Origin of the sequence: Streptomyces paludis (assembly GCF_003344965.1) — a bacterium.
GTDB lineage: Bacteria > Actinomycetota > Actinomycetes > Streptomycetales > Streptomycetaceae > Streptomyces > Streptomyces paludis.
Genome location: NZ_CP031194.1, coordinates 7,773,038 through 7,786,515 on the forward strand (window position 1 = coordinate 7,773,038; position 13,478 = coordinate 7,786,515).

The 13,478-nt window shown below is 67.1% G+C and carries 9 protein-coding genes and 2 pseudogenes; 3 read left to right on the plus strand and 8 right to left on the minus strand.

Annotated features, from left to right (window positions below):
- Window positions 1-611 precede the first annotated feature (611 nt).
- Window positions 612-1,055, plus strand: a complete 444-nt coding sequence (locus tag DVK44_RS33935) for a hypothetical protein (protein WP_114664445.1) — start codon at window positions 612-614, stop codon at window positions 1,053-1,055.
- Between the two features lie 150 nt (window positions 1,056-1,205).
- On the opposite strand, the pseudogene DVK44_RS37450 reads toward DVK44_RS33935, so the two are convergent.
- The 4 genes and pseudogenes from DVK44_RS37450 to DVK44_RS33955 all read right to left on the minus strand — a co-directional run bounded on the left by DVK44_RS37450 (window position 1,206) and on the right by DVK44_RS33955 (window position 4,480).
- A pseudogene (locus DVK44_RS37450) lies at window positions 1,206-1,546 on the minus strand (DUF6420 family protein).
- Window positions 1,547-2,322: 776 nt separating this feature from the next.
- Window positions 2,323-2,853 (minus strand): AAA family ATPase, encoded by a 531-nt coding sequence (locus tag DVK44_RS33945; protein ID WP_114664446.1) that lies wholly within the window; start codon window positions 2,851-2,853, stop codon window positions 2,323-2,325.
- A 65-nt stretch (window positions 2,854-2,918) separates the two neighbouring features.
- Window positions 2,919-4,040 (minus strand): IS630 family transposase, encoded by a 1,122-nt coding sequence (locus tag DVK44_RS33950; RefSeq protein WP_114664447.1) that lies wholly within the window; start codon window positions 4,038-4,040, stop codon window positions 2,919-2,921.
- Between the two features lie 113 nt (window positions 4,041-4,153).
- Window positions 4,154-4,480, minus strand: coding sequence for a hypothetical protein (locus DVK44_RS33955; protein ID WP_114664448.1), 327 nt, complete (start codon window positions 4,478-4,480; stop codon window positions 4,154-4,156).
- A 501-nt stretch (window positions 4,481-4,981) separates the two neighbouring features.
- Between DVK44_RS33955 and DVK44_RS36580 the strand changes: the two genes are divergently transcribed.
- Window positions 4,982-5,683 (plus strand): helix-turn-helix transcriptional regulator, encoded by a 702-nt coding sequence (locus tag DVK44_RS36580; protein ID WP_228447486.1) that lies wholly within the window; start codon window positions 4,982-4,984, stop codon window positions 5,681-5,683.
- Between the two features lie 184 nt (window positions 5,684-5,867).
- Here the strand turns inward: DVK44_RS36580 and DVK44_RS33965 are convergent, their stop codons facing one another.
- Entirely contained in the window at window positions 5,868-6,563 is a 696-nt protein-coding gene (locus tag DVK44_RS33965; RefSeq protein ID WP_162794208.1) for a helix-turn-helix transcriptional regulator, read from the minus strand.
- Between the two features lie 483 nt (window positions 6,564-7,046).
- A pseudogene (gene manB / locus DVK44_RS37455) lies at window positions 7,047-7,208 on the minus strand (phosphomannomutase/phosphoglucomutase); the annotation flags it as partial.
- Between the two features lie 1,297 nt (window positions 7,209-8,505).
- Here manB and DVK44_RS33975 point away from each other — a divergent pair.
- Complete coding sequence (locus DVK44_RS33975) at window positions 8,506-9,657, plus strand: cytochrome P450 (RefSeq protein ID WP_114664451.1); 1,152 nt, start codon at window positions 8,506-8,508, stop codon at window positions 9,655-9,657.
- A 20-nt stretch (window positions 9,658-9,677) separates the two neighbouring features.
- Here the strand turns inward: DVK44_RS33975 and DVK44_RS33980 are convergent, their stop codons facing one another.
- Both DVK44_RS33980 and DVK44_RS33985 read right to left on the minus strand, forming a co-directional pair.
- The gene (locus DVK44_RS33980) at window positions 9,678-11,561 is read right to left on the minus strand and encodes an ABC transporter ATP-binding protein (RefSeq protein WP_114664452.1); all 1,884 of its coding nucleotides are present in this window, start codon (window positions 11,559-11,561) and stop codon (window positions 9,678-9,680) included.
- Window positions 11,558-13,294, minus strand: coding sequence for an ABC transporter ATP-binding protein (locus tag DVK44_RS33985; protein WP_114664453.1), 1,737 nt, complete (start codon window positions 13,292-13,294; stop codon window positions 11,558-11,560). Before DVK44_RS33985 ends, DVK44_RS33980 begins: the two co-directional genes overlap by 4 nt.
- Window positions 13,295-13,478: the final 184 nt, after the last annotated feature.

The window sequence follows — 13,478 nt, forward strand, 5'->3', positions numbered from 1 at the left end:
CCCTACCGCTCCCGGCCGCCCGGCATCGTCGCGGCGCTCATTGAGACCCCGGCCGGCCGCTTTCTCCTCGGGGCGGCTCTCAGCAGCTGGGTCGACCAGGTCCCCGGCCACCCCGCGGACTACTCCCGTCAGTTCACTGTCCCCGAGATCACCACCACCCCAGACGGCACCCCTGCCATCGCCACCACCCACGGAAACCCCAGGCGGGCAACCGAGTGGCACGTCTTCGAGCTCGCCTGGCCAGGCCTCCCGGCCCCACGCCGCACGGTAATCGAGGGGCGGCGCGACGCGGCGCGGCAGGCGGTGGGCAAGGGCGGCAAGAGCCAGCCGAAGGCCGCGTCCATCAAGGCCCTGCAGACCGCGGTCGGGCGGCTGGAGCAGACCATCACGTCCATCCTGACTAGCCCCAGTCAGCCGAAGTTCGCGGACGGTGCACAGCAGGAGGCACTGCAGAAGCTGCTGTTCAAGGCCAGCCTGGACATCGGCAAGATCCCCCTCGTGGTGCCCGCCAGCCGGAACCCGTACAACCTCATCCCCGAGAACAGCGAGGCCCCCGACGGGCCGACTCTCGGCAGCAGCGCCCCCTACGCCCTGCCCGAGGACGGCAGCTGATGAGCGCGGGATGGACCCTCGGTCCCGACCTTGCCGCGGACGTCGCCGCCATCCCCGGCCAACGTCTGGCCACGCCGCCCGAGACCCTCCGGGCGTGCGTTTACCCGCTACGCGAGGCCAACGAAAGCTGGACCTTCCGCCACCTCCCGCCCTGGCCGACGGCGCTCTACGTTGCTCTGGACGACTGCTACCGCAGCCTCTACACCGGCAAGGTGCAGCGCGGCACGGCCGAGCGGCCCGACATGAACGCCGTTCGGGACCGCACCCGCGAGCACTACCGCGACAACCAACCCCCCGAGGCCCGCCACACCTGGCACCTCCTGTGGGTCATCCCGATCGAGCATGGTGTCCCCGGCGCCGAGCTTGAGGCGTGGGAGACCCGCCTCCGCCGCTGCACAGCATCGCCGCAGACCCGCAAGAACACGCTGCTGCGCTCGGCGTAGCGAGGCCACTGGCCTGTCCGGCGATGAGCCGGGCCGGCCGACTCACCGTTGCAGGTCCTGGCCGGAACGGGGTTTGAGGCCCGTGGGCCAATTCCACCTCATCGGATCCGTGGCGATGGCGCCGACGATCCGGGCCAGTAGGCGCGGGGGTCAGACGTCGGTCGCCACGGCCAGGGCGCGGGTCCCGGCGGGGTCCGCCGTGGTGGTACCGATTGACCTCGGGCCTTCGGCGGCGAGGCCGAGCCGCTTGAAGGCGGCGTTCTTTTCCTCGGTGAGTTGAGCCGGGCAGCCCAGGTGGTCCAGCGTGATCCGGAATGCACTCCGTCCTCCTTGATGGTGAGCCGGCCTCCCCCGGGGGTGACGTAACGGCCGGGGGAGACCGCGCCATACGGGTGGAGCAGCGGCAGGCCGGTCTCCGTAGCATGCAGAACGGGTAGGCCGTCGTACTCGATGTACGGGCCGGCGGCGCCACGGTGCTCCGTCGTTGTCATACGGTCCTCATCTCTTCACGCGGCCGATGACGGCAAGCCCGTGCTCCTGGCGCTCCTCGTCACGGTCGTCGTCGGTCCGGGGCTGTTGGGATTCTCGCGATCGACCGTACCCGGCCGGGCCGGCCCCGTTACGGTTGGAGCCGCTCACATCATGGTGCCGCGCACCGTCATCACTATCGCTTCTGGAGCTCTGACGTGCCGTTAGGCGAGTACGTACAGTATTTTCGTCCGGGTCGGGAGATCGGCGGGATGCGGACTGTCCTGGACTGCTCCACGGTCGCCACCGCGGTCCGTGAAGGTCCGGACACCATCGGGGCCATGCCTGGCTCGCTCACCTGTGCCCCTCACACACCAGATCTCTTCCGGCATGGCCTGGCGTACTCGATCATCCCGCCGGGATCAACCAGCTGTGCGGACTGATTATCGAGTACCGCACCCCGGAGCAGATCCTCTGGTTTCACGCCGACCTGTGGCTCACCGGGCTGACCGGCCTGCCTCTTGAGGAACCGGCCCCCGACTGGGCCGCGTTCCTGGACCAGTCACACAAGGTCCTGCGTGCCCGTCTCGACGAGCAGCACGTTGAACGTACCCACCCGTTTGCGGGTCTGGTGATGATGGACGACATGGCCCACAAGGACGCGGTCAGCGGCGACATCCGGCAGGCGACGATGTCCCTCGGCATCGCCGAGACCCTTGCTCTCAAGACCTAGTGCTGTGACCGAGAACGTTCACCGGGTTGGGGCTGGTGCAGGCGTGATGCTTTCGTATCGGCGTCTCTATCCGAGAAGCAGTGCGTCGATCTCCTTGGCGAGAGCGGTGATGTCGACGGGCTGACTGGTGTCGATGGTCAGGAGGGGGCCGCCCAGCCGGAGTGGGCCTGGCGAGGTCATCCATGTGGCGACGCGCTCGGCGATCTCTTCACGGGTGAGGTCTTGATCGAGGTGTCCGGGGTGGCGGGTGCGTGTCTGGAACCGCTCGGCGACCAGGGCGGGATCGCAGTCGCAGTGGACTTCGATGATCCGTGCGTTGAGCTGGTGGAGCCGGTCGGGGGCGGTGTCGTGGTGCCACCAGTTGTCGAGCACTGCGTGCTTGGCATGGCCGGCGAGGGTGAACAGGATGTCGTCGCTGGCCCGGCTCAGCCGGTAGCGCCAGGCGTGATCGCCGACGCCGAGTGAGTCGTAAAGCGATTCCAGGATCGCGTCCTTGTCGATGACCGACCAGCCCAGTGCTGCCGCGAGGTGGCGGCCCAGGGTGCTTTTTCCGCTGGCGGGCAGGCCGGAGACGACCACGAAGGCGTTATCGGTCATGGCGTCAGTGTGTCGCAGCCCGGCCCCTGGTCAGCCCGCGGGGAACACCACCGCCCAAGAGCGGGTCAGGCTGCCGCTGTGAGTGGTCGGCCGCCCCATCGGATGCCTCTCTCGCTGCGGACGCGGGATCGTTCGCGTCGGTGGGCGGCCAAGACGTCGGGGTGCGGGGCGTTGGCGTTGCGCCAGCGCAGGTAGCGGTGCAGTTCGCGTGTCTGGACGGTGTGGTTGGGGTGCTGGGAGTTGGCGAGGGTGAACTGCCGAAGTGGTCCGAAGTGCGCCTCGATCGGGTTCGCCCAGGAGGCGTTGGTCGGGGTGAAGCACAGCTCGACCTTGTTCTTCTTCGCCCATCTCCTGATCCGCCAGTTCTTGTGGGCGGAGAGGTTGTCCATGACCACGTAGATCGGGGCGCCGTCCGGGCGGGCCGCGCGGATCGTTCGCAGCGCGGCCCAGGTGGGGCTGATGCCCTTGCGGCGACGGTTGACGCCCCACAAGGTGTCGTCGCCGACCGAGTAACAGCCGTGGAAGTAGGTGGTGCCGTGGGTGCGGTGGTATGTCGCGGGATGCCGCTCTGGGTTGCCCTGCTTCGCCCAGCAGGACCCGGCTGTGGGGCGGATGCCCAGCGGTCCGAACTCGTCGAAGGCGAAAGTGCGGTCTGGCCGTTGGGTGAGTGCGTACTCGATCCGGTCCAGCTTGGCGTCGTAGTCCGGGTCGCTGGATTCCTTCCAGGTCTTGGTGCGCTGGAAGGTGACCGAGTGGCGGGCGAGCAGACAGCGCAGGGCCTCGCGTCCGATCCGGATCGGACGCGAGACGTTCCGGCGTAAATGATCGGCGAGTTTCCGGACCGACCAGCGGGTGAAGGGCTTGCCCAGCTTCGTCGGGCGGGTGGTGGCCGTCTGGACGACGAAGTCTTCGTCATCAGGAGTCAGCAGGCGGGGACGGCCTCCCGCCCACTGAGGGTCCAGGCAGGCCAGCCCTATCTCGTTGAACCGGTGGATCACATCGCGCACGGTGTCCTCATCCGCCTGGACCAAGCGGGCGATGACGGGGACGGTGTTCCCGCCGGCCGAGGCCAGCAGCATCATCGCTCGCCGGTAGCGCACCGTGCTGGTGCTGCCCCGCCGCACGATCCGCTGTAGCTTCTGCCCCTCCTGATCGGTCAGTCTGCGGACCTTGACCGGTTGCGCCACCCAGCCTCCCCAAGCCGGTTGGACGTCACAGCAACATCCAACCGGCACCAGCCTGCCCCGCCACCGCGACCAGCAACCCGGTGAACCTTCCCGGTCACAGCACTAGGGCCTGGTCAGAGCACCCGGCGGCCGGCGAGCGCCGCCACTTCCGTGAAGTACGCGCGGAACAGCGGCTCGTCGCCCGGCGGCACGCGGACCGCCTGCGTGTTGCGGTACCGGAAGGCGAGCCGGTCGGTGCCGTAGAGAACGGTGTCCGGATCCCGTACGACACCGAGGATCAGCTCACCGGGTCTGTCCGGCTTCTTGTAGAGCACCAGCGCCCCGAGCCAGCGCAGCGGCACCCGGAACCCGTACTCGATGCCGTCCAGCGGGAAGAGTTCGAACACCCCCCGGTCCACACGCAGATGCAGGTTCTCGTAGTCGAACGTGAGCGGATCCACGAGGGGACGGTACCTCCCCGGCCGGCACCGGCGACGACCGGGGCCCGGACCCTCGGCATCGCCGGCCGATACAAATTCAGCCATCGGCCTGCGGCTGATCCACCGCCTGCGCCGGACGGTGGCCGATGTGACGGCCGTGCGGCGTGTCCGGCTCTCCCGCGCTGCCTTCACCGCCCTCGGCCACCGGCATCACGAGTTCAGTCCCAGTTAAGCAAACTCCCCCATTTCCCACGGTGAACCGATTGTTGAAGGCGCCACGGGCTCGTAACCAGGCCGAATCGACGGTGTTACTCCAGAGGTGTTTTCTCTAGTCTGGGCGGCGGCACCGGACATCACTGTCCTGATTGTGGTGCTGTTCGCGGCCCGCGGTGCCGTGTGGTCCCGCATCGACAACGATGTCAGACTGTGGGAAGACAGACTACGGAACAAGGACCGGTAGGCCCTCAGTCAATGTTGACGAGCCTGGCGCAGCCGTCCGAAGAACCTTCTGTGAGGAACGGGATGCACGAGAAGAGCAGTTATCGGACGGAACATCCGCACGCGGAACCCCAGTACATTGGTACACACCAATGGACGCCGTTCCGGTCGGCTGCCATGTTCGACTCCCTGTTTGAGCGCTCCGGAGTCGGAATGGCGGCCCTGAACCCACGCGGACGGATCCGGCAGGCCAACGATGCCTTGCTGGCCCTGCTCGACCAGAACAACTCCCAGTTACACGATGTTGAGTTCGCCGAACTCGTGCACCCCGATAGCCGCTCCCGACTACGGGTTGGCCTCGACCAGCTCAGCCGCGGTCGCACCGGGCGTTTTACCGAGTACGTCAAGGTCCCCCGCTCATGTCATGGCGCGGGCGGCAATCTGACGGCGTTGAGGGTGCGTACCGACGTCCAGTGCGACAGCTCGCTTCTCGTGCTGCTTCAAGTCCCCCCGGCGCCCGCCGTGTGTCAGCCGGATGGTGCCCAGTCCGCTCTGCTGGGCGAGGCGGAGGCCAAGATACTCGAAGGGCTCGCCGCCGGCGCCTCCACCGTACAGTTGGCCAGTCAGCTGTACCTGAGCTGCAAGGGTGTCGAATACCACGTCAGCGCCATGCTCCGACGGCTCGGTGTGCCCAACCGGCCGGCTCTGGTCTCGCGTGCCTACGCGATGGGCATTCTCAACAGCGGCAGCTGGCCACCGAGGGTGCAGCAGGCGCACCTGCGTTGACTCCGGCTTCCGCAAGGCGGGGTGTCCGGGAGCCGGCTGAGACAGAAACACTCCTGCCCGGAGGGCCTTCCGGACGCCTCGTACCCCGGATGTGGGCCGGACGCAGGTCCGGCCCACATCCGGGATGGATGGAACTGCCCACACGTGGCCCTGCGGGCCGCGTTCCCCCGGTTCCCGTCCGTCCTCATACCTCCACGTATGCCGGATGGACGGCGGGCGGCCAACTCTCCGTGCCTAATAAGCTCATGGAGTATGCCTTGGAGACCAGTTCGGTCCGGTTGAGGGCTTTGAATTTGCGCATCAAAGATGTTACGCGGTACTCCACTCCGCCCCTGCTCATGTGCAGAGCGACCGCCAGCTTGGTGGTGGACAGGCCGGCGGCGACGCCCTCAAGAATCTTGGCGTCCATCGGAGTGAGCAGCATTCCACGCTGAACAATGGCTTGTGCCTTGCCGACCCGGGAAGTATGGCTGACCAGTACCAGAATGGAGTCGAATTCGCCACTCGATTTGACAACCGAGACGGCGATCAGATCGCCGAACAGCAGTGCGCCGTCCCGTCTGACAGCGATGATCTGTGTATGGACGCGATCACGCTCGCCTGTTCTCAGCGAAGCCAGCTCACCATCGATAAATCTCCGTACCGTCGGATGCAGCAACGCAAGGAATGGACGGCCGTAACTGTCCTGAGGTTTACGGTCGAACTGTGTGAGAAAATCGGTGTTGGCCTCACGCAGGCACAGCGCACCGTCCAGCATCGCCATACAGAGTCCGGCCTGCTCGAACATCGACTGGAAGATCTCGCTGCCCTCCAGGTACCGCTTCGCCGTGGCCGGCGGGGTGTAGGTCAATTCCGTGCCACGCGGTTCATTGTTGTTCATGGGTGTCGCCGCTCTCGTGAAAGGCATGACGGCGCCGGCGGATGGCGCTCACGATCTGGTGGTGTACGAGACATCGGGACCGCTTCCGAGACGGTTGTCCAAGGATTTCCGTGGCAACGGCCGTTTCCGAAGCCGGGCGAAGGGTCTTCGGGACCGAGGTTGACCAGTCCGGCGGATGTGCCTTCACACGCCCTCCGTCGGTGCCTGCCGTGTGGCGGGCGAGAGCGAGGTGGGGGTCTGCCAAGGGCGGTGTGCCGGTGACGACAGGACAGGCCGTGCCGGATGCCGTGTACCGCGCATGACGGTGTGAGGGGCCACGCTGTGCCGTGCGCGGCCGGGGCGGCCCCGGCAGGTGATGGTGTTGTGGATGGCGACACTCGTCCGGGCGTCGTGTGCCGGTTGCCGCCGGGCGATGGGCGCGGTGACGGCAGAGGGTGAGAAGGGCACTGCCCACTCGTCGGCCAGGAAGCACCGGTCCTTGCACCTGGCGAAGGCTGCGGCGAGTCCCGGCGAGGAGGGACACGTGTCGTGTCCGGTCACCGCGGCGCTCGACCCGGTCGCGCGGGTGAAGGCGGTGCCGAGCAATTCCGCTTCCACCTCGTCCCATTGGCCCGGTACCCCGCCGCGTACGACGTAGGTCTTCACGTTCCTTGATGACAGATCCGCCGTGAACGTTCCGCTTCGGTCCCTCCTTTTCCGCGTGCCCGGCGTGTCCGGCGGTGGCAGGAAGAGCCGAACCCGTGATTCGCGCAACTTCCCGGCCCGAGGCGCCCGGATCACCCGGCCTGCCTCGCCCCGCCGTCGGCTTTGCCGTCCTTTCCGGCCGGCCGTGACTCCGGCTCCTGCGACAGGACCCGTCCCGCCACGGCACTCCCGACCCCCGCCCGGCCCCACGGCCGGCTTCTGTCCGTATGCTCCGGCGCGGCACGGGTGCGGCGTTGTTCTCCTTGGTTTCTCCTGCCCGACATCACGCCGTACTGCACGGGTGCGCCGGATACCTCTTCGAATTCTCCCGGCGCGACGTTGGTTTCGGCTGTCCTGCCGGTCGGGGGAATCCTGTTCATTCCGGGGAGCGGGCCGTGAATAATTCGACCCTTACTGCGTCGTGCGGACCGCCCGGCGCACCGAACGGGATGGGGGATCCCGATCATTGATCTCCTGACTGTTCTTGTCGTCTTCATCTCTCGGCCCCGGAGAAGTTGTCCGGCCTGTTGCGGCCCCTTCAGCCGGCATCTCCTGTCCGTGTTCCTCCCGCCCTGTCCGGGGACACCAGTGCAGGGCAGCGGGATACGGCAGGCGGACTTCACGGTTTGAGGTATCGGGATCGGTGTGAACTCACCGCTCCCAGGGCGCGTTGCCGATCTTCTGCGCCAATGCCGTTTCCGGCGGGCGCTTTTGGGCAGGGTGCTGACGGAGGGCGTCCGCCGGACCTCGCGGTCCTGAGGTCGCCGGGCCGCGGACACCTTGATCGATTCTGCCGATCCCGCAGGTCGACAGCTCCTTTTTCTGCTCCTCTCTCTGCCTGCGGCAGCCCTGATAACACCCCCGGCGAGACGGCAGATCGGGCCATCGCTCGATGGCTTCGCTTTACATAATTGCCCAGACTGTTCGGTGGAAACTGTCTTGTCAAGACGCCCCAGTGCGGACGGTCGAGCATCAGGTTTCGCTGCTCACTTCTGCTCGGAACGGGGCCCGCCCAGGGTTTGTCCAATGCTGCTTCAGGTTGCCCCGGAGCGCGCGGTTGACACTTTGGGCATGTGCATGACTTGAGCGATTCGACGGCTGCCTGGTTTCGGTAAGTATTTTCGATTCTTATCCGTTCCTGTGTGGGTTTGTCGTTCAGGCGGCGCCTGCCGACTGAAGCGATTGTCTAGGGAATTCCAGCAGGGGACGGCGTCATTCTTCCGGTGCTACCTGCCCTCACGCGGAAAGGACGCGAGCCATGACTATGGCCGAAGACGACATTCCCCAGATGGCATCCCTGGCCGCGCCGCTGCTCGGAGTCAATGAGGAACTGCGGGCGATGCAGGCGGAGCGCCCGATCTGGAAGGTCCGGACCTACGCGGGCGACGAAGCCTGGCTGGTGATGGGTGCTCCGGAGGTCAAGAAGCTCCTGGTCGACCGGCGGTTGGGCCGTTCGCATCCCGACCCGAGCAATGCGCCGAAGTACGTGCCGAGCCCGGTGTTCGAGCAGATCATGACGGAATTCGAGCACCATGCCGAGCTTCGGTCGCTGCTCACGCCCTACTTCTCGCGCGCGTCCATGCGGGCGATCCAGCCGAAGGTCGAAGGGGCCGTGGCGGAACTGGTTGACGCGATGCTGGGCGGCGAACGCCCCGCGGACGTGCAGAAGGTGCTGGCGCGGCCGTTGTCCATGCGTGTGCTGTGTGAGCTGGTCGGCATTCCCGTGGCCGACCAGGAACTGGTCGGCCGGCTGCTGAGCGGGATGGCCGCGGGGGACGCTGAGGCCACCCTCGACACATACCTGGCCGAAATCGCGGCGCGGCGCCGCGCCGCACCGGAGAAGGACATGATCTCGGGGCTGGTCGCCGCGGGACAGACCGACGAGCGGATCGCGACGCTGATCGTCATGCTGCTGTTCGCCGGACACGAGAGCGTCGCCACACACATCGGCTTCGGTGTGGCCCGGCTGGCCACCGACGACGCGCTGCGTGAGGCGTTGATCAAGGACCCCGAGCTGATTGAGCCGATTGTCGAGGAGACGCTGCGCACCGCGAGCCACGGTGGTGGAGCGCAGCCCCACTACGCCAACGCGGATATCGAGATCGCGGGGGTGACGATCCGGGCCGGAGACCTTGTGCTGCCGGACTTCGCGCTCGCCAACTTCGATGCCCGGGTCTTCGAGAATCCCGAAGCCGTGGACATCACACGCGAGCCCAACTCGCACCTGGCGTTCGCGCACGGCATCTGGCACTGCCTCGGCGCGCCACTGGCCCGGATGGAGCTGCGCAGCGTCTACGCGACGCTGTTCGAGCGGGCACCCACCCTCCGGCTCTCGGTGTCGCTCGACACGCTCAACAGCGAGGCGGAACAACTGTTCTCGGCCATGCCCGAGCTGAAGGTCACCTGGTAGACGACCGTGGTGGTTCGCCGTTACAGGCGCAGCGTGCTGACGAACTGGGACGTGTACAAGTGGGCGTAGGCGCCGTCCACGGCGAGCAGCTCGTCGTGGGTGCCCTGCTCCACGATTCGGCCCTGGTCCATCACAAGGATCAGGTCCGCATCGCGGATGGTGGACAGCCGGTGCGCGATCACGAAGCTGGTTCGTCCCCGGCGCAGCTCCGCCATAGCCTTCTGTACCAGCAGTTCGCTGCGGGTATCGACCGAACTCGTCGCCTCGTCGAGGATCAGCACGGCGGGAGAGGCGAGGAACGCCCGCGCCACCGTGATGAGCTGTTTCTCACCGGCGCTGATGCCCGCTGCCTCGTCGAGCACGGTGTCGTAGCCGTGCGGAAGGGTTCTCACGAAGTGGTCCACTCGCATCGCCTTGGCGGCGGCCACGATCTTCTCGCGGGTTACACCCGGGCGTCCGTACGCGATGTTCTCCGCCACCGTTCCCTCGAACAGCCACGTGTCCTGGAGCACCAGGCCGGTGCGCGAGCGGAGATCCTCACGGCTCATCGTCGCGATGTCCGTTCCGTCGAGCAGGATCCGCCCGGAGTCCGGCTCGTAGAAGCGCATCAGAAGGTTGCCGAGTGTGGTCTTGCCCGCGCCGGTCGGTCCCACGATCGCGACCGTCGTTCCCGGCCGGACCGACAGGGAGAAGCCTTCGATCAGCGGGCGGTCCGGCGTGTAGCGGAACCCGACGTCCTGGAACTCCACCTGTCCGGCGACGTTGCCGGGGGTGACCGGATGAGCCGGGTCGGCCGACTGCTCGTCGGCGTCCAGGAAGTCGAAGACACGTTCGGCCGAGGCCAGACCGGACTGGAACCTGCCGACCACCGAGCCGATCTGGCCGGCCTGGTTGCTGAACTGGTTGGCGTACTGCAGGAACGCCTGCACCTCGCCGATGGACAACGCGCCCGTGGAGACCCGCAGCACACCGACAACCGCCACGGCGACATAGTTGAGGTTCGATACGAAGATCAGCGCGGGCTCGACGGTCGCCGAGAGGAACGACGCCGCCCGGCCCGACTCGTACGTCGTCTTGTTGTGCTTGTCGAACTCCGCCTCGCTGAGAGTCTGCCGTCCGAACACCCGCACCAGTGTGTGGCCGCTGTACATGTCCTCGACGTGTGTGGCCAGGGCTCCTGTCGCGGCCCACTGCTCGGCGAACCTCGGCCGTGCCCGGCCACTCAGCTTCGCCGCGATCACCGCGCATACGGGAAGGCTCACCAGCAGCAGGGCCGCCAGCGGCGGCGAGATCACGAACATCACCGCGGTGAGCCCGGTCGCGTACAGAACAGCGGTGACCAGCTGGCTGAGGGTCTGCTGGAGCACCTGCTGCATGTTGTCGACGTCGTTGGTGACGCGGCCGAGAAGCTCGCCCCGCGGCTGCCCGTCGAAGTAACCGAGAGGCAGCTTGGCCAGCTTCTCCTCCACCCGTCGGCGCACGTCCCGGGCGACCGCCTGCACGACATTCGCCGCGATCCTCTCCTGCGCGAAGTTCGCGGCCGACCCGCCCGCGTACAGTGCCACCACCGTCACCAGCACCGATGCCACCGCCGCGAAGTCGATACCGTGACCGGGCAGGAAGTCGACCGTGCTGTACACGGACGCGAGGGTGGTCCGGCCCTCCGCGCGGAGCTGGTCCAGGGCCTCTGCCTTCGTCAGCCCCGCCGGCGTCGCCTGGCCTGCCACGCCGGCGACGATCAGGTCGGTGGCGTAGCCGAGGAGCAGCGGGGCGACGGTGTTCACCACGACTCCGGCGAAGCTCACCAGGAGCGCGATGGTGAGGACCAGCCGATGCGACCGCAGGAGCCGCGCGATCGCCCGTAACGTGCCCTTCGCATGGGTGACTCGCTTCTTCTCTTTCATGCAGCCTCCTCCACGTCGTTGAGCTGGGAGCGCACGATCTCCCGGTATGTCTCGTTGTCCGCCAGCAGTTGCCGGTGCTTGCCCCGGCCCACCACGCGGCCCTCCTCCAGCACGAGAATGAGGTCGGCGTTCTCGATGCTGCCCACCCGCTGCGCGACGATCACCACGGTCGCGTCGGCGAGTTGCGGCGCCAGCGCGCTGCGCAGCGCCCGGTCCGTCGAGGCGTCCAGACCGGAGAAGCAGTCGTCGAACAGGTAGATGCCGGGCCGGCGGAGCAGGGTCCGGGCGAGGGCGAGCCGCTGACGTTGCCCGCCCGAGACGTTCGAACCGCCCTGGGTGATCTCCGCTCGCAGGCCGCCCGGCATCGCCGCCACGAAGTCGTGTGCCTGGGTGATCTCGAGCGCGTGCCAGAGATCCGCGTCGCTGGCGTTCTCGTTGCCCCACCGCAGGTTGGACGCGACCGTTCCCGCGAACAGGTAGGGCTGTTGCGGCACCAGGCCCACCGAACGACTGTGGACATCCGGGTCCATGTCGCGTACGTCGACCCCGTCCACCAGCACCGTTCCGGACGTGGCGTCGAACAGTCGCAGCACCAGGTTCAGCAGAGTGGTTTTTCCGCTGCCGGTGCCGCCGATCACCGCCACGGTCTGGCCCGGCCGCGCGACCAGGTCGATGTCCTGCAGGAACGGCTCCTCCGCGCCGGGATAGCGAAACCCGACGCCGTGCAGATCCAGGTCACCCGGCCGGGGCCGGGCCACGACAGGCCGCGACGACAGGGCTACCTCCGGCTCGGTGTCGAGTACTTCACGGATACGCCGCGCCGCGGCGGCGGCCCTCGGGACCGTGAGCATGACGTACATGGCGATGACCATCGACGTCAGTACGAGCACGATGTACCCGAGGAACGCGCTGAGCGCACCGACCTCCAGCGCTCCCGAGGAGATCCTCTTCGCGGCGATCCACGCCACCACGACGGTGAATCCGTTGCCCAGCAGCCACACCAGCGGGAACATGTTGGCCGCGAGCCGGCGAACCCTTCGGTTCAGCAGGAACAACTCCGTGTTCACCGCGTCGAAGCGCTCCTGCTCATGCGCGTCCCGCACAAACGCTCGCACCACGCGTACGCCGCTGATCTGCTCGCGGAACAGCCGGTTCATGTTGTCCATGCCGACCTGGATGCGGTCGTACAGTCGGCTCATCCGGGTCAGGATCACCGCCACCACGACCGTCGTCACCGGGATCAGCACGATCACGACCAGCGACAGCGGGACGTCCTGGTGCAGCGCGAGCACCACGCTCACCACACACATGATCGGCGCGGTGACGATGCTACTGAGCCCGTCGCCCGTGACGGTCTGGATCTGCTGGACATCGTTGAGCGTTCTGGTGGACAGTGAGGACGTGCCGAAGCGGCCCATGTCGTGGGTGGAGAACCGCTGCACGTGGCGGAACATCGCCGATCTCAGGTCGTGGCCCACTCCCGTGGCAGCCCGCGCGGCGAAGTACTCGGCGCCGATCCGCGCGAGGAGCTGGACCACCGCGGCGATCAGCATCGCCATGCCCAGCCATACGATCCCCTCCAGCGACCCGGCCAGCAGCCCACGGTCGATGAGCTGTGCGTTCAGCGTGGGCAGCATGAGGAGCGCGAGCGTCTGAACGACCTGCAGGGCCACGGTCAGTGCGACCGCGGTCCGATAGGGGCGAACACACGTCCTGAGCAGTCGGATGAGCACGGGGCCCTCCGGGAGTCGGCGGCAGGTGGCGGCCGGTCGAGTGTGTCCGGCGCGGGCAGCCTGACCCGAACCAGGTCGGTAATTCCCTAGTGTCCTCGAACGTTTCTACGTTCTGACACTAGGAAATTTTGGCCGGACCGAGATCGAGACTGCACGAAGGTGTCCGCGAGTGAATGGAACCGAC

Excerpts from the sequence above, each read along its gene's own strand:
- DVK44_RS33935 (WP_114664445.1), top strand. The coding sequence starts at position 612 with ATGAGCGCGGGATGGACCCTCGGTCCCGACCTTGCCGCGGACGTCGCC.
- DVK44_RS33945 (WP_114664446.1), bottom strand. The coding sequence starts at position 2,853 with ATGACCGATAACGCCTTCGTGGTCGTCTCCGGCCTGCCCGCCAGCGGA.
- DVK44_RS36580 (WP_228447486.1), top strand. The coding sequence starts at position 4,982 with ATGCACGAGAAGAGCAGTTATCGGACGGAACATCCGCACGCGGAACCC.
- DVK44_RS33965 (WP_162794208.1), bottom strand. The coding sequence starts at position 6,563 with ATGAACAACAATGAACCGCGTGGCACGGAATTGACCTACACCCCGCCG.
- DVK44_RS33975 (WP_114664451.1), top strand. The coding sequence starts at position 8,506 with ATGACTATGGCCGAAGACGACATTCCCCAGATGGCATCCCTGGCCGCG.
- DVK44_RS33980 (WP_114664452.1), bottom strand. The coding sequence starts at position 11,561 with ATGAAAGAGAAGAAGCGAGTCACCCATGCGAAGGGCACGTTACGGGCG.